Raw genomic sequence first — 15,430 nt, forward strand, 5'->3', positions numbered from 1 at the left:
AGCCTCACCCGCCCCGCAACAACTGCACCCCCCAATCCCGCTCGAACAAGTACAACAACACCCGCGCCGCCGTCCCTCGCTCTCCGGTCAGCCCCCCATCGCGCTCGATCAACAGGCGCGCATCATCATGCGCCATGGGCAACAGGCGCGTAATCTGATCTAAAGACGCCACGCGAAACGGCGTATCCCCCGACTGGCGCGTCCCCAGCAATTCGCCCCCGCCGCGCAGCCGCAAGTCCTCCTCGGCCAGCCGGAAGCCATCCTGCGTTTCGCGCATCAGCGCCAGCCGCTCGCGTGAAACCTCGGAAAGCGTCTCCCCGCGCAGGAGCAGGCAGGTCGATTTCTCGCTCCCCCGCCCCACGCGCCCGCGCAACTGGTGAAGCTGCGCCAGACCAAACCGCTCTGCCTGTTCGATCACCATCAGCGTGGCATTGGGCACATCCACGCCCACCTCGATCACGGTGGTGGCCACCAGCAACTTGGCCTGCCCACTGGCAAAACGCTCCATCGCGGCGTCTTTCTGCTCGGGCTTCATCTGGCCATGGACCAGCACGGCATCCTCGCCAAAGCGCAGCGAGAGCATCTCGTGGCGCTCCTCGGCGGCGGCAAGATCGGCCACTTCGCTCTCGCGCACCATCGGACACACCCAGTAAGCCTGCTGCCCGGTGCTGAAATGGCGGGCCAACGCCTCGACCACATCGCCCAAGCGTTCCTGCGCCACCACGCGCGTGTCGATGGCCTGCCGTCCGGGCGGGAGTTCGTCGAGGCGGCTCACATCCATCTCGCCATATTGCGCCAGCGTCAGCGTGCGCGGGATGGGCGTGGCGGTCATGGCAAGGCAATGCGTGCCCTTGCCCTTTTGCGTCAGCATCAGCCGCTGGCCCACGCCAAAGCGGTGCTGTTCGTCGATCACTACAAGGCCCAGATTGCGATAGACAACCGCGTCCTGAAAGATCGCATGGGTGCCGATCACGATGTCAATGCTGCCATCCATCAGACCCATCAGGATCGATTCGCGCGCGCGCCCTTTGTCGCGCCCGGTATAGAGCGCGATGTTGACGCCCGTAGGCGCAGCCATCCGGCGCAACGTCTCAAAATGCTGGCGCGCAAGGATTTCGGTCGGGGCCAGCAAAGCGCCCTGCGCCCCCGCCTCCACCGCGATCAGCAGGCTTTCAAGCGCCACCACGGTCTTGCCGCTGCCCACATCGCCTTGCAGCAGGCGCAGCATAGGCGCGGCCTGCGCCAGATCACCCTCGATCTCGGCAATAGAGCGCTTCTGCGCGCCGGTCAGCGCAAAGGGCAGTTTCAAAGCACCGCGCAGCCGCCCATCCCCGCGCAAAGGCTGACCCAGCGCCCGGCGATTGCTGGCCCGCACCAGCATCAGCGCAAGGCTGTTGGCCAGCAATTCGTCATAGGCCAGCCGGTCGCGCGCCTGCTTGTGTTCGTCCCTGTGCGCCTGCGTCAAAGCCTCGCGCCACACCGGCCAGCCCATCTTGTTCACCACGCCCGGCTCGCACCACTCGGGCAGGTCCGGCGCATGGGTCAGCGCCTGCTGCACCAGCGCGGCCATCCGCCCCTGCGTCAGGCCCTCGGACAAGGGATAGATCGCCTCAGCCAGTTGCCCCAGCATGGCCGCGCCTTCCGGGTTCACATGGTCGGGGTGAACGATCTGCAAATTCGCACCAAACTGATCCAGCCGCCCGGCCACCCAACGCTTTTCATTCAGCGGCAACTGCTTTTTGGCCCATCCCGCATTGCGGCCGAAATAGGCCAGCGTGCAAAGGTTGCCCTTCGCATCCTCGGCCATCACGCGAAACGGCGCCTTGGGCGACGGCCCGCCGCGATATTCCACCGGCGTCAGCGCGATCACCACCTGCTCGCCAATGCTTCCCTCGTCCAGATCGGCAATCGCGCGGCGATGCACGAAACGGTCGGGCAGGTGATAGATGAAATCCCGAATCCGCTTCAGCCCCAGCTTTTCAAGCGGACGGGCCAGACCCGGCCCCACACCTTTGAGGCCCCCGGCCTCGGCAAACAGCGGATTGAGCAAATCGGGACGCATAGACAGGCTATTAGCGCATGGAACAAAAGGTGCCACTCCTCAATTTTGTCGCGCCCGAATTTGACCTTGCGCATGGAACGACGGGGCAAATCGGCGTCCTGTCGTTTTCCCGGCAGCAAACACCGGGAGGATATGGAGACAAAGATGCTTCTGCCCCATGGCACCGTGATCGCTGTGATCGACGCCCGCAATTTCCGCCTGCTGCGCAACATTGGCGATGAGGCCAACCCGGAACTGGCCGAGGCCGATGCGCCGCGTCTGGACACGCATAACCATTCGGGCGGCAGCCATCACAGATCGACCGTCACCATGGCCCATGACGCCCATGCCACCGCCGCCGTCGAATGGCTGGCGCAGGAGGTGCAGGGCCACCGGATCGAACACCTCGTAGTGATCGCCGCCCCGCGCAGCCTTGGCGAATTGCGCAAGGCCTATACCAAGGGTCTCGAACAGGCACTGCGAGGCGAACTGGCCAAGGATCTGGGCGAGGCAAAGGGGCCGGAAATCCTCGCGCAGCTGCGCGGGCGCTGACGGGTTTGCGGGCCGCATCAGACATTGATCTGCGGCCCGCCCTGCCCTAACCGAGGCGCTATGACCGACTCCATTGACCAAGCCCATCAGGACCGCCTGAAACGCCTGCACTATCGCGCATGGCACCGCGGCACGCGTGAGGCCGATTATATGATCGGCGGCTTCTTCGACACCTTCCACGCGGATTGGAGCGAGGAAGAACTCGTCTGGTTCGAAAAGCTGATCTACGAGGAAGACGTGGACATTCTGGGCTGGGCGCTCGGCTCGCTCTCCACCCCGCCCGAATATGAAGGGGCGATGATGGTGGCGCTGAAGAAGCTGGATTACGTCGATATTCCGCGTTGAGCCGGGGTTTTAAGGGATGAACGCGAGGGACTTCTCCCTCGCGTTCAGGGCGCCTCGGATGCCGGAGCAGGCACAGCGCATACAGTAATGGGAGCGCGAGGGTTATGCCCCTCGCATCATCCCTTCTCTTTGGGGCGGCCCCCATCCCTTCCCTTTCATCCCTCTTCAATCTCCCCTAAAGCGCAGGCAACCCACGCCCCCGCCCACCGAATCGGTGCGGCGGGCGATTGCTGTTGCCCATGGGGCTGTTTGGACACGGATTGAACATGGCTGATATCTCCCGCATTCTCAGCGCAAAGACGCCCCTGACGCTGGCGGGCCTGTCGCGCGGCAGCCAGCCTCTGGTGCTGGCCGATCTGGCGCGGGCCGCCTCGCACAAGGGGGGCCGCGCGGTGTTTGTGGCCGCCGACGAGGCCGCGATGCGCTCCATCGCCGATGTCGCCCCGGTCTTTGCGCCGGAATTGGAGGTGATCGAGTTTCCGGCGTGGGACTGCCTGCCCTATGACCGGGCCAGCCCCGCGCTCTCGGTATCCTCGCGCCGCCTGGCCGCGCTCCACCGGTTGCAACAGCCTGCCAAAACCCCGCAATTGCTGGTCACGACGGTTGCGGCGATACTGCAAAGGGTTCTGACGCCCTTCCGTATCCGCGAATCGGTGCGCCTGCTTAAATCCGGGGCCGAGGTGGGGCGCGAGACGCTGACCTCGCTGCTGTCACGCGCGGGCTATGCGCGCACCGATACGGTGGCGGATGCGGGCGAATATGCGGTGCGCGGCTCGATCTTCGACATTTTCCCCTCGGGGCTGGATCACGGGTTGCGCCTCGACTTCTTCGGCGACGAAATCGAAACGCTGCGCCTGTTCGATCCCAATACCCAGCGCACCGTAGGCACGGTGGATCAACATCTGCTGCTGCCCGCCAGCGAAGCGATGCTGGAGGACGCGACCGTCAAGCGTTTCCGCACCCGCTATCGCGAGATGTTCGGGGCGACAGCCACCTCCGATCCGCTCTATCAGGCGATCACCGATGCGCGGCGTCTGGCGGGGATGGAACATTGGCTGCCGTTGCTCGAAGAACGGCTGGTCACGATCTTCGACCATCTGGCGGGCGAGGATCTGCTGGTGGTTGATGCCTCAGCCAGCCATTCGGCCGAAGAGCGCCTGACCGACATTGCCGACTATTATGCGGCCCGCAAGGATACCGCCGCCAAGGCTCCGGGCGCCTATCGCCCGCTAGAACCTGCCTCGCTCTATCTGACGCAGGACGAACTGTCCGGGCTTTTGGACGGGTGGCCCGCCCACCGCGCCGAGCCTTTCCCCCAGCCCGATGGCGCGGCCACGGTCGATTTCGCCTTTGGCAATGCCCGCGACTTCGCCCCCGAGCGCGCACGCGGCGACAATGCCTATGAAGCCGCCGCCAAGCACCTCTTGACCGCCGCCCGCTCCGGCCGCCGCGCCATCCTTGCCGCCTATTCCACCGGCAGCCGAGCGCGCATCACCTCCATCCTGGCCGAGGCGCAGGCCCCCGGCCCGACCATGGCCGACAATTGGCAGGAGGCGCTGGGCATTGCCGGAACCGGACGCGTGGCGGCTATCGTGCTCCCGCTCGACACTGGCTTTGCCAATGCCGACATCGAACTGGTCACCGAGCAGGATTTGCTGGGCGACCGGTTGGTGCGCCGCAAAAAGAAGAAGAAATCCGCCGACGCCTTCCTGGCCGAACTGGCAGCATTAACGCCGGGCGATCTGGTCGTGCATATGGAGCATGGCATAGGGCGCTATGAAGGCTTGCAGTCGATCCCGGTCGGCGGGTCGGCGCATGACTGCGTGATGCTCACCTATGCCGGGGGCGACAAGCTCTATGTGCCGGTGGAAAATCTCGATGTGCTTTCGCGCTTTGGGTCTGAATCCGAAGGCGTTGCGCTGGACAAGCTGGGCGGCGAAGGATGGCAGAAGCGGCGGGCTAAGCTGCGCGAGCGGATCCGCGAGATCGCGCATGAATTGCTGAAAACCGCCGCATTGCGCGCGCTGCGCACCGCCCCCGCGCTGCTGTCCGATCCGGCCAGCTATGATCCTTTCTGCGACCGTTTCCCTTGGCAGGAAACGGAAGATCAGGAAGCGGCCATCAGCGATGTCATCGAGGATCTGGCCAGCGGCCGCCCGATGGACCGGCTGGTCTGCGGCGACGTTGGCTTTGGCAAGACCGAGGTGGCGCTGCGCGCGGCATTCGTGGCCGCCATGGCGGGGCAGCAGGTGGCCGTGGTCGCGCCCACCACCTTGCTGGCGCGCCAGCATCACAAGGGCTTTACCGAGCGTTTCGCCGGTTTCCCGCTGCAGGTGGGCCGCCTCTCGCGCCTTGTGCCCGACAAGGAGGCCAGCCTGACCCGCGCGGGGCTGGAGGATGGCACGGTCGATATCGTGGTGGGCACCCATGCCTTGCTGGCCAAGAATGTGAAGTTCAAGAATTTGGGTCTTGTTATCGTTGACGAGGAACAGCGCTTTGGCGTCAACCACAAGGAACGCCTTAAGCAATTGCGCGCCGATGTGCATATGCTGACACTGACCGCGACGCCGATCCCGCGCACCTTGCAAATGGCCATGTCGGGCCTGCGCGAGCTTTCCACCATCCAGACCCCGCCGGTCGACCGCCTCGCCGTGCGGACCTATGTGATGGAATGGGACGAGGTGGTGATGCGCGAGGCTTTGCTGCGCGAACATCACCGCGGCGGGCAGAGCTTTATCGTCGTGCCGCGCATTTCCGATATGGCCGAGGTCGAGGACTGGCTCCACGCCGCCATGCCCGAGGTCAAATATATCGCCGCCCATGGCCAGATGAGCCCCAGCGAAGTCGAAGAACGCATGAGCGCGTTCTACGAGCGGCGCTATGACGTTCTTGTCTCGACGACGATCATCGAAAGCGGGATCGACATCCCCTCGGCCAACACGATCATCATCCACCGCGCGGATCGCTTCGGTCTGGCGCAGCTCTATCAGTTGCGTGGGCGCGTGGGGCGCTCGAAACTGCGGGCCTATGCGTACCTCACCACGCCTGCAGGGCGGGCGCTGAACGAAACAGCAGAGAAGCGGCTGAAAGTGCTGGGCGATCTCGACTCGTTGGGCGCGGGCTTCCAATTGGCCAGCCACGATCTCGACATTCGCGGGGCGGGCAATCTGCTGGGCGACGAGCAATCAGGCCATATCCGCGAGGTGGGCTTCGAACTCTATCAGTCGATGCTGGAGGACGCGATTCTGGCCGCCAAGGCGGGCGAATACGGGCTGGAGCGCGAAAGCACCAAGGGCCTCTCGCCCCAGATCACGGTGGACGCGCCGATCATGATTCCGGAGGATTACGTCCCCGATCTGGCCGTGCGCATGGCGCTCTATCGCCGGTTGAACGATGCCGAGGACACGCGCGAGGTCGAGGCGCTCTCGGCCGAAATGATCGACCGCTTCGGGCCGCTCCCCAGCGCCACCGAAAACCTCATCCAGCTTATCCAAATCAAGCGCCAGGCCATCGAGGCCCATATCGCCAAGATCGACGTCGGCCCGCGCGGCACCCTCGTCGCGTTCCACAATGACAATTTCCCCGATCCGGCAGGCCTGTTCGCCTATGTCGAGCGCGTCGGCGGGGTGATCAAGCTGCGGCCCGATTCCAAGCTGGTGGTCCAGCGTGCATGGGGCGATCCCAAGGCGCGTTTGAACGGGCTGTTCCAGTTGACCAAGGGGTTGAGCGCGGTGGCGCGCAAGGGGAAGAAGAAGGCGTAAGGGGGGCCTCCGGCGGGTTAAGGGCCCCGGGCCCTTAACAATCCCGTTTTTGGGTGTGATGTATTAAGCGTTCTGCGTTGCGCATAGACGCAAAGTGATGCCTATTGAGGGCCGCTTCGCGGCGGGAAGTATGCAGTTGGCTGGTACTATTTTCGCCAAAGACAGACTTTGACGTCCTCGCCCACAAAACAGGCCCCTTGGCGACGGAATTCCCAGATGCGCCCTCCGTGGACCGATGAGATGTCATCGTTGCCATATCCCGACCAGCCTTTGTCCTCTCGCCAGACGTCAGCCCAGAAGTCCTTTGACACCATGTTGGCCATCGTTTCGGCCTTGGGATAGTCGACACCATCGAAGATCTGCCTGGGGCCTTCGATATGGAAAGATTCGTCATCATAGAACTTGTAAAAGCATTTTCCCGCAATCCGCCTCTGGCCATCGGCAATGTAAAGGCATTGGCCTTGGTGATACCCCGCCGGCAGCCGCCTATGCCCTGCCGCTTCGGAAGGAGCAAAAGTTGCCGCCAGCAGCGGGAAGATAGTCAAGCACAAAGAAAATCGCATGGGGCCACAATCGCGCAATCAAGCCCCCTTCGCAACATCACCCCTTATAATACCCCACCCCCACGATATGATCCCCCACGCGGCGCACCAGCGAGACCTTGTGCTCGACGCGGTTGTCGGCGCGGTTGAGCCAGACGTAATCGACGCGGCCCTCGGGCTGATCCTTAACCGAAGCGATGATGGCCTGAACCAGCAGCTTGCCTTCGGCATCGGTCATGTCGATGGCGCTGGTGCCCACCAGGGCGGGGTTGGCGCCGGTGGCTTCATAGACGCCCTTGGCGTTGAAGACGAAGACGTAGAGGTCTTTTTGGGCAAAGCCTGCCTTGGGGTCGTTGAATTCGGCAAAGGCCTTAGTGGGGCCTTCCTTGCCCAATTCCGCCACGGCGCGGTCCAGCAGGCCCTGTGCTTCGGTCGAACTGGCATGGGGCGCGGCGATGGCGGCGGGAATGGCCAGCGCGAACAGCGCGGGGGCAAGCAGCAAACGAGAGAGCTTATTCATCACCCTGATCTCCATCATCGAATGGCCGGCAATCCTTGAGCGGCCCTGATGACAGCCTATGTCGCACCAAGGGCCGCGCCGGTCGTGGAGCCAGATCAAGCCGATGGGGCAGTTTGTCTTTGGCCGAAGGGATAAGGCCGCGCGCGATCAGGGTATGAGGATCAGCCGCGCACCATGGCCAGAAATGCGGCCTCGGGCATCGGCTGGGCGCGGACAAAGCCTTGATAACAGGCGCAGCCCTCACGCGCCACGGTCAGGCGCTGCGCCTCGGTCTCGATGCCCTCGGCCACCACGTCAAGGTCGAGCGCCTTGGCCATGGCCACAATCGCGCGCAAAACCGCCAGATCACGCGGATCGTCGGTAATGCCATCGACCATCGAGCGGTCGAGTTTGAGATAATGCAGCGGCAGCGTTTTCAAGTAATGGAAATTGCAGAAGCCCGCCCCGAAATCATCGAGCGCGATCCGGATCCCCAGCCGCGCCAGATCCGAGAGCGACCTTTCGGCCAGCGTCATGTCCGCCACCAACACCTGTTCGGTCACCTCCAGCGTCAGCCGGTCGGTGGGAAAGCCGCTCTTGCCCAGCGCCTTGCCCAAATCGAAGGTGAAGCTGACCGCGGCCAGATCGGCCGCCGTGACATTGAGCGAGAGCCGCAGATGCCCCGGCCATGCCGATGCGGCATTAAGCGCGGTTTCGGCAATATGGCGCGAGAGGGGCGCAAGGTGATCGGCCCGGTCGGCAATGGCAAACAGCGCCGCCGCCCCGATCCGCCCCAGCTTGGGATGGTTCCACCGCGCCAGCGCCTCGGCGCCCGAGAGATGCTCGTTGCCCTCTTCGTCCAGCGCGAATTGGGGTTGATAGTGAACCTCGATCTCGCCCTTGTCGATCGCGTGGAGGAGGTCGGCCTCAAGCTGGGCGGCCGTCCGCCCGGCCCGGTTCGTCTCGCCATCGACCCAGACCACGCGGCGCGCCACATCGCGCTGGGCAACGGCCAGCGTCTGGGCCAGCCGGTCCATTGCGCTTTCCGCGCTTTCGCCCACCAGCACGCGCAGCAAGGCGATGCGCGGCGACAGGCGCAAAGTGCCCACCCGGCGCTGGATCGGCTGGGCGATACGGTCGGCCAGTTGGTCGGCAAAGGCGTGCCATCGCTCGCGGCTGCATGCCTCGTCCACAATCAGCAGGAACGTTCCGCCCGGCCCGCGCGCGGCAAACCATGGGCCGTTCAAGCTTTCCGTCGCCAGCCTGGCGATGCGCGTGGCCACCTCGATCAGCGCGGCGTCCCCGGTCGTCTCGCCATAGGCCAGATTGATCGTTTCGAACCGGCGGATGCCCATCAGCATCGCATGCACGCGCGGAATGCCCCCGCCCGTTTCCGCCGCCGATTTGCCCTGTTCGACCCATTCGGCCAATCGCTCACGCGAGGCATCCAGCGTCAACAGGCCGGTCAGCGGATCGCGCCCTGCATCGTCATGATCCTGCATCACCGCAGGTATAATCCCGGCGGGCAAATTGTGGCGAAAGGGCATCGGTGCTTTCACGCTGTTTGTTCGAACAAGGCTTTAACATAGGCCACAAGCTCTTGCCAAAACCTTCTCTTGATTGATCCTTATCACAAAGGCCGCGCTGGCAATTGACAAGAAGCCCGCCTATGAGGCCCACAAGGGCCAGCCATCAGCCCGGCAGTCTCAATTTGCGGAGCGGAACTTTCGGCAATGACAGAAGAATTGCGCCTGGCGCTGGTGGTATCGGACACGCCCAAGGCAATGGCGGCGGCCGAATTGATGGCGGGCGATCACCCCTGGGTGCCGCTCGAAGAAGCCGATGTGGTGGTGGTGCTGGGCGGCGACGGGTTCATGCTGACGGTGCTGCACCGGATGCTGGACGCCGGGCGCGTGATCCCGGCCTATGGCCTCAATCACGGCACGGTGGGCTTTATGATGAACCGCCCCAAATCGACCAAGCCCATCGCCACCCGCGTGGCCAAGGCCAGCAAGCTGGCGGTGGCGCCGCTGGAGATGACCTGCACCACATGGGCGGGCGAGACGCAGCATTTCTATGCGATCAACGAAGTCTCGCTGCTGCGCGAAACGCGCCAGACGGCCAAGATCGAGATTTCGGTCAATGGCAAGGTGCGGCTGGCCGAACTGGCCTGTGACGGCATTCTGGTGGCCACGCCTGCCGGATCGACGGCCTATAACCTGTCGGCCAACGGCCCGATCCTGCCGATGGGCAGCGGCATTCTGGCGCTGACCCCGATCAGCCCGTTTCGCCCGCGCCGGTGGAAGGGCGCGATCATCAAGGACAATGCCACGGTCGAATTCCGCGTGCTGGAACCCGACAAGCGCCCGGTGGCGGCGGTGGCCGACCAGAAGGAAGTGCGCGATATCGCCCATGTCCGCGTGGCCGCGCATCGTGAACATACGCTCACGCTGTTGTTCGACCGCCATTCGAGTCTGGACGAGCGAATCTTTGCTGAGCAGTTTCAGGTCTGATCGCGCGAATAAATCCACCGACTTTTCCACATGATAGGCAAAAAAATGCCATTCTGCGTCAATGCGGGCTTGTCAAAGTCGGACAAGATGTTATTGGCGCGCACCTGCCCGGTTCGCCGGACTGTTCCCTGATAGCTCAGCGGTAGAGCTCTCGACTGTTAATCGAGCGGCCGTAGGTTCGAATCCTACTCAGGGAGCCATTTCATCACTTTGGGCCAAGGCTCTTTGCGATGGACACATAAACCGCCCGGCATCGCCGGCCTGTTCCCTGATAGCTCAGCGGTAGAGCTCTCGACTGTTAATCGAGCGGCCGTAGGTTCGAATCCTACTCAGGGAGCCACCCTTTCCAAAATTCAGCGTAAAGCCATGGCGCGGGCCATTCTGCGCCTGTTGCGCAAAAACAGCCTTAATTTGTATTCACCCCATTTTGCAGCGCCTGTTTAACAAGGTGTGAAGCATAGGATAATTCCAGACCCAGTCAGGAAGTCCGATGCCGAGTCAATCCCTCTCCTCGCATGATCTGCGCAATCTGCTGCAATGGCGCCCGGTCTATCTGCTGATGGTGCTTTTCGCGCTGGCCGGGGGCACGGCGGTATGGCGGATCATGGCTGCGCGCCAGCATTTCGTCGAGGGCAGTGTACAAGTGGAGACCGAGGGCACCAAGGGCGCGATCACCGGGGGCGAACTGGTGCTGGATTTGCCCGTAACAGTCTATAACGGCACCGAATCGGCCATCGTCACGGTTAATACCTGGACCGAGGCCTTTGCCTGCCCCGAGGAGGATTCGCCCCAGCCCGAATGCACCCGTTTGCATTCGAGCGAGCAGTCCATCGACATGCATGTGCAGCCCGGCTCATCGGGCAGCGAAAGCCGTCAAATCCGCACCGGATTGCCCCGAACCATGGCCGGCGATTATGTGCGCGTCAAACGCCGCCTGACGGGCATCACCAGCGATGTGGAGCAGGCCGAACAGCGCCAGACCGGGCCGTAAGTATCAACGGCACAGGGGTTTGCCCCGGGCGGACTGCTTAATTCAAAATAACCACAATATCAGCGATTGGGCATAGACTGGCGGCCCGTTCCCTCTTTGCCCAGGGCTCCGCCATGTCCGCTTTTGCGCTTACACAATGCTGGTTTACCCGCCGACACTCACCCGATCACAAGCCAAAAGAGCGCGTTGACGGGGCCTTTTACACCCATTGCAACCATTGCCACCGCCCGATCTTCAGCGTCGATGGAACGACATGGCATATCAATGGCGGGTTCAATATCGACGCGCTGGGCGATGCGGCCAGTTTCTTTCTCTCGGTCGACGATCCGGCCGAAGGCATGACCATCGCGCGCATCCCCATCAACCCTGCGGCCAGTGAGGAAGATGTCGATGCGCTGATCGAGCAGGCCTGCAAGGATTACGCGATTGGCGAGGAAGGGACGACGCTGATTCTGCGCGATCATCGCCACCATAAGGGCGCAAGGCGACATCGGAAGGACCTGCGCGGCGTTGTTTGAGAGTAAAGGAGTCTGAGGGTAAAAGCCGCACCCGCCCGCGCTTTAGCAGGCAGCGCGGAAACGACCCGGAGGCGTTGACCCTTGCGCCTCATGCATCTTGGCAATGTTCTGGGCCAATTCTTCCATCAGAAAGCCCCGGTCGAACACCAGCCCGTGGCGCGGCTGCTGGCGCCACACCACCTTGGCGTAGATCGGGGGAAAGCCGATGGTTTCGATCCGCACCGGTTGGCGCAGCATCAGCCTTTCGGGGCATTCGATACAGGCGCCCTGCTGGGAAATATCGCGCATCATTGCGCGGATCTGCTGACCATTGGCAAAGACGATGGCTTCGGCATCGGTCTTGAGTCGGATCTGCCGCTTGGCATAAAGGCCGCATTTGTCATCCAGCAGGCGCTGGACATTGATCATGTCGAAGAAACGGAAACCGGCGTGATCGTCGCGGTTCCACATCAATTCCATGGCAAAGCGTTCGCCGCTCGATGTTTCCAGCGCCAACGACGTATAGGAAGGCAGCGGGTGAAAAAGACGCACCTTGCACCCGGTGGCCGAAGCATCGCGCAGCACGCAAAGATATTCGCGCCCGTCGATGATCAGCTTGGCCGAACGCACCAGCAGCGTGAAGCGCGGCGCACCGCGCAGTTCGGCCCCAGACGCCTGCCCGACCTCAGGCGCGGAATGCGCTGTCATTTCGGGACGGAAGACGTCTTGACTCACCGATTGATCCACCTGCGATAATTTGCCGACAGGGAAAAGAGGCAAAACCGTTTCCCCAGGTTGCCTCCTATACATTGCAGGAAATGGTAAAGCGGTTATGAACATCGGCTCCGCAATAGCCAATATGTGAGAAATATGGCGGTTTAGCCCCAACCAATTCCTGCAATTTAGTTAATTGGCGAGGCATACAGTCCTTTGCACTGTGCCCCGAACTTGAGGTAAAAGGGCGAGCGACCAGCGCCCGCCCCGCTGCTTCAGACCACAGCCCCATGACAATGCTTGTATTTCTGACCCGACCCGCAGGGGCAAGGCGCATTGCGCGAATAGGCCGGATCGATCTGCGAAGGATCGAAACCGGGCAGCGCGGCCGGGGCCGCATCATTCTGGCCGGTGAACGGGTCGATATGGGTGGTCAGGAAATCGGGCAGTTCGGGCAGCGCGGCCGGCTCCGGTTGCGAGAACTGCAACTCGGCGGTCGACAGAATGCGCGTCACATCCTCGCGGATCTGTTCGATCATCCGTTCAAACAGGCCGAAAGCCTCCTGCTTATATTCATTGATTGGCGTCTTTTGCGCATAGGCGCGCAGGAACACCACCTGACGCAGCGCATCGAGCGTGGCCAGATGTTCCTTCCAGTGATGGTCAAGCCGTTCGAGCAGCACGCTCTTTTCGACCTGACGCCAGATTTCCGGATCGTTGCGCGCGATCTTGTCGGCCATATGCGCGTCCGCCATCTCGGCCAGACGCTCCTCGATGGTCTCCGGCTCGATCCCGTCCTGGGCATGGACCCAATCGGCGATCGGCGCATTGATGCCCAGCGTAAAGAGCGCGGCATTGGTCAGGCCCTCGATATCCCACACTTCGGGATAAGACCCCGGAGGGCAGGCCGTACCGACCAGCGCGTTGACCGTATCGTGGCGCATGTCGTGGACCACTTCGTCCATCGCCTGCGCGTCCATGATGTCGGCGCGCTGTTCATAGATGACCTTGCGCTGATCGTTCATCACGTCATCATATTCGACGACCTGCTTGCGCACGTCATAATTGCGCGCTTCCACCTTCTTCTGCGCCGTCTCGATGGCCTTGGACAGCCAGCGCGAACCAATTGCCTCGCCATCGGCCAGATTGCTGTTCATCAGCTTGGAGAACATCGTGTCTGGGCCAAAGATGCGCAGCAGATCATCCTCAAGGCAGAGGTAGAACTTGGACAGGCCGGGATCGCCCTGACGGCCCGAACGGCCGCGCAGCTGGTTGTCGATGCGGCGGCTTTCGTGGCGCTCGGTGCCGATCACGCAAAGCCCGCCGGCGGCCAGCACCTTTTCCTTTTCAGCGTCGATCTCGGCCTTGAAACCGGCGATGATGGCGTCGCGCTCCGGCCCCTCGGGCGTATCGCGCAATTCATCCTCGATGCGGAATTCCAGATTGCCGCCCAGCTTGATGTCGGTGCCGCGCCCGGCCATGTTGGTGGCGATGGTGACCGCGCCCAGACGGCCCGCCTGCGCGACGATATGCGCTTCCTTTTCATGGAAACGGGCGTTCAGCACATTATGCACCACCCCTTCCTTGGTCAGAAATTCGCTGAGCAGTTCGGATTTTTCAATCGAAACCGTACCCACCAGCACCGGCTGCCCGATCTCGTTCTTGTCGCGGATCAGCTTGGCAATGGCGGCAAACTTGTCGAGCGTGTTCTTGTAGAACTCGTCTTCCTCGTCGATGCGCTGCACCGGAACGTTGGTGGGAATGGTCACCACGTTCATCTTGTAGATGTCGAAGAATTCCGCCGCCTCGGTCGCCGCCGTGCCGGTCATGCCGCAAAGCTTGGGATACATGCGGAAATAGTTCTGGAAGGTGATCGAGGCCATGGTCTGGTTTTCCGGCTCGATTTTCACACCTTCCTTGGCCTCGACCGCCTGATGCAGGCCATTCGACCAGCGGCGACCATCCATCATACGCCCGGTAAACTCGTCGATGATGACGACCTTGCCGTCCTTGACGATGTAGTCAATGTCGCGCTTGAACATGACATTGGCCTTCAACGCCTGATCGAGGTGATGGACGACCTGCGTGTTCTCGATGGCATACAGGTTGCTGCCTTCCAGCAGCCCCGCGCTTTCGAGCAGGCGCTCGGCCTTTTCCACGCCATCCTCGGTCAGCGTGACATTCTTCGACTTTTCGTCGGCTTCAAAGGTCGATTCATCAGCGATCAACTGGCGCACCACCGCATCGACCGAGACATAAAGGTCGCTCTTGTCATCGGTGGGGCCCGAAATGATCAACGGCGTGCGCGCCTCGTCGATCAGGATCGAGTCGACTTCATCGACGATTGCGTAATTGAACGGACGGTGCACCATCTGATCGCGATCATGCTTCATGTTGTCGCGCAGATAGTCGAAGCCAAGCTCATTGTTGGTGGCATAGGTGATGTCGCAATTATACGCCTCACGACGCTCCAGCTCGTTCAGATTGGGCACGATCACGCCCACAGTCAGGCCGAGGAAATTATACAGCACGCCCATCGTTTCGGCGTCGCGCCGGGCCAGATAGTCGTTGACCGTAACGACATGCACGCCCTTGCCTTCCAAGGCGTTGAGATAAACCGCCAGCGTGGCCACCAGCGTCTTGCCCTCGCCGGTGCGCATTTCGGCAATTTCACCCCGGTGCAGCACGATGCCGCCGATCATCTGCACATCGAAATGGCGCATCCCCATGCAGCGCTTGGAGGCCTCGCGCACCACGGCAAAGGCTTCGGGCAGAATGTCGTCCAGCGTGCGCCCGCTCGCGATCTCCTCGCGGAACTTGGCGGTCATGCCGCGCAATTCCTCATCGCTCATTTCGGCCAGTTGGGGCTCATAGGCGCCGATCTGGCGCACCATCTTGTCGAGCGATTTGACGTAACGATCGTTCGACGAGCCGAAGATCGACTTGGCAAGCTTGGAAAACATGCAAAATTCCTG

12 protein-coding genes and 2 tRNA genes are annotated in these 15,430 nt (G+C 62.2%); 8 read left to right on the plus strand and 6 right to left on the minus strand.

Annotation, left to right across the window (positions count from 1 at the left end; translation table 11 throughout):
- Window positions 1–4 precede the first annotated feature (4 nt).
- Window positions 5–2,062: an ATP-dependent DNA helicase RecG gene (recG, locus tag FHW96_RS15610; RefSeq protein ID WP_172341509.1), complete on the minus strand. Its 2,058-nt coding sequence runs from the start codon at window positions 2,060–2,062 to the stop codon at window positions 5–7.
- A gap of 144 nt (window positions 2,063–2,206) precedes the next feature.
- On the opposite strand from recG, the gene FHW96_RS15615 reads away from it, so the two are divergent.
- The 3 genes from FHW96_RS15615 to mfd all read left to right on the plus strand — a co-directional run bounded on the left by FHW96_RS15615 (window position 2,207) and on the right by mfd (window position 6,699).
- Window positions 2,207–2,593 carry a host attachment protein gene (locus tag FHW96_RS15615; protein ID WP_172341510.1) on the plus strand — a complete coding sequence of 129 codons (387 nt, stop codon included), beginning with the start codon at window positions 2,207–2,209 and terminating at the stop codon, window positions 2,591–2,593.
- 60 nt (window positions 2,594–2,653) lie between these two features.
- The gene (locus FHW96_RS15620; RefSeq protein WP_172341511.1) at window positions 2,654–2,938 is read left to right on the plus strand and encodes a succinate dehydrogenase assembly factor 2; all 285 of its coding nucleotides are present in this window, start codon (window positions 2,654–2,656) and stop codon (window positions 2,936–2,938) included.
- A 266-nt stretch (window positions 2,939–3,204) separates the two neighbouring features.
- On the plus strand, window positions 3,205–6,699 hold the full coding sequence (mfd, locus tag FHW96_RS15625) for a transcription-repair coupling factor (RefSeq protein WP_172341512.1): 3,495 nt from the start codon (window positions 3,205–3,207) through the stop codon (window positions 6,697–6,699).
- A gap of 146 nt (window positions 6,700–6,845) precedes the next feature.
- Here the strand turns inward: mfd and FHW96_RS15630 are convergent, their stop codons facing one another.
- From FHW96_RS15630 to FHW96_RS15640, 3 genes are all read right to left on the minus strand, one after another.
- The gene (locus FHW96_RS15630) at window positions 6,846–7,262 is read right to left on the minus strand and encodes a hypothetical protein (protein ID WP_172341513.1); all 417 of its coding nucleotides are present in this window, start codon (window positions 7,260–7,262) and stop codon (window positions 6,846–6,848) included.
- Between the two features lie 37 nt (window positions 7,263–7,299).
- Window positions 7,300–7,761, minus strand: coding sequence for a cache domain-containing protein (locus FHW96_RS15635; protein WP_172341514.1), 462 nt, complete (start codon window positions 7,759–7,761; stop codon window positions 7,300–7,302).
- Window positions 7,762–7,922: 161 nt separating this feature from the next.
- On the minus strand, window positions 7,923–9,299 hold the full coding sequence (locus FHW96_RS15640) for an EAL domain-containing protein (RefSeq protein ID WP_371815733.1): 1,377 nt from the start codon (window positions 9,297–9,299) through the stop codon (window positions 7,923–7,925).
- A gap of 174 nt (window positions 9,300–9,473) precedes the next feature.
- Between FHW96_RS15640 and FHW96_RS15645 the strand changes: the two genes are divergently transcribed.
- From FHW96_RS15645 to FHW96_RS15665, 5 genes are all read left to right on the plus strand, one after another.
- A complete protein-coding gene (locus FHW96_RS15645) occupies window positions 9,474–10,253 on the plus strand; it encodes an NAD kinase (RefSeq protein WP_172341515.1) in 780 nt (259 codons plus the stop codon).
- A 125-nt stretch (window positions 10,254–10,378) separates the two neighbouring features.
- Window positions 10,379–10,453: transfer RNA gene (locus tag FHW96_RS15650), tRNA-Asn, on the plus strand.
- A 65-nt stretch (window positions 10,454–10,518) separates the two neighbouring features.
- Window positions 10,519–10,593, plus strand: a tRNA-Asn gene (locus FHW96_RS15655).
- A 150-nt stretch (window positions 10,594–10,743) separates the two neighbouring features.
- Window positions 10,744–11,244 carry a hypothetical protein gene (locus tag FHW96_RS15660; protein ID WP_172341516.1) on the plus strand — a complete coding sequence of 167 codons (501 nt, stop codon included), beginning with the start codon at window positions 10,744–10,746 and terminating at the stop codon, window positions 11,242–11,244.
- A gap of 113 nt (window positions 11,245–11,357) precedes the next feature.
- Entirely contained in the window at window positions 11,358–11,762 is a 405-nt protein-coding gene (locus tag FHW96_RS15665) for a hypothetical protein (protein WP_172341517.1), read from the plus strand.
- 42 nt (window positions 11,763–11,804) lie between these two features.
- On the opposite strand, the gene FHW96_RS26775 is transcribed toward FHW96_RS15665, so the two are convergent.
- Together FHW96_RS26775 and secA are read right to left on the minus strand one after the other, a co-directional pair.
- Window positions 11,805–12,476, minus strand: coding sequence for a PilZ domain-containing protein (locus FHW96_RS26775; protein WP_172341518.1), 672 nt, complete (start codon window positions 12,474–12,476; stop codon window positions 11,805–11,807).
- A gap of 254 nt (window positions 12,477–12,730) precedes the next feature.
- Window positions 12,731–15,418 (minus strand): preprotein translocase subunit SecA, encoded by a 2,688-nt coding sequence (gene secA, locus FHW96_RS15675; RefSeq protein WP_172341519.1) that lies wholly within the window; start codon window positions 15,416–15,418, stop codon window positions 12,731–12,733.
- Window positions 15,419–15,430 lie beyond the last annotated feature (12 nt).

It is taken from the genome of Novosphingobium sp. SG751A (genome assembly GCF_013149295.1).
Taxonomy (GTDB): domain Bacteria; phylum Pseudomonadota; class Alphaproteobacteria; order Sphingomonadales; family Sphingomonadaceae; genus Novosphingobium.

What these genes read in the sequence shown, in the direction of transcription:
- mfd (WP_172341512.1), top strand. Translation starts at nt 3,205, where the DNA reads ATGGCTGATATCTCCCGCATTCTCAGCGCAAAGACGCCCCTGACGCTG.
- secA (WP_172341519.1), bottom strand. Translation starts at nt 15,418, where the DNA reads ATGTTTTCCAAGCTTGCCAAGTCGATCTTCGGCTCGTCGAACGATCGT.
- FHW96_RS15620 (WP_172341511.1), top strand. Translation starts at nt 2,654, where the DNA reads ATGACCGACTCCATTGACCAAGCCCATCAGGACCGCCTGAAACGCCTG.
- FHW96_RS15645 (WP_172341515.1), top strand. Translation starts at nt 9,474, where the DNA reads ATGACAGAAGAATTGCGCCTGGCGCTGGTGGTATCGGACACGCCCAAG.
- FHW96_RS15635 (WP_172341514.1), bottom strand. Translation starts at nt 7,761, where the DNA reads ATGAATAAGCTCTCTCGTTTGCTGCTTGCCCCCGCGCTGTTCGCGCTG.
- recG (WP_172341509.1), bottom strand. Translation starts at nt 2,062, where the DNA reads ATGCGTCCCGATTTGCTCAATCCGCTGTTTGCCGAGGCCGGGGGCCTC.
- FHW96_RS15630 (WP_172341513.1), bottom strand. Translation starts at nt 7,262, where the DNA reads ATGCGATTTTCTTTGTGCTTGACTATCTTCCCGCTGCTGGCGGCAACT.
- FHW96_RS15665 (WP_172341517.1), top strand. Translation starts at nt 11,358, where the DNA reads ATGTCCGCTTTTGCGCTTACACAATGCTGGTTTACCCGCCGACACTCA.
- FHW96_RS15615 (WP_172341510.1), top strand. Translation starts at nt 2,207, where the DNA reads ATGCTTCTGCCCCATGGCACCGTGATCGCTGTGATCGACGCCCGCAAT.
- FHW96_RS15660 (WP_172341516.1), top strand. Translation starts at nt 10,744, where the DNA reads ATGCCGAGTCAATCCCTCTCCTCGCATGATCTGCGCAATCTGCTGCAA.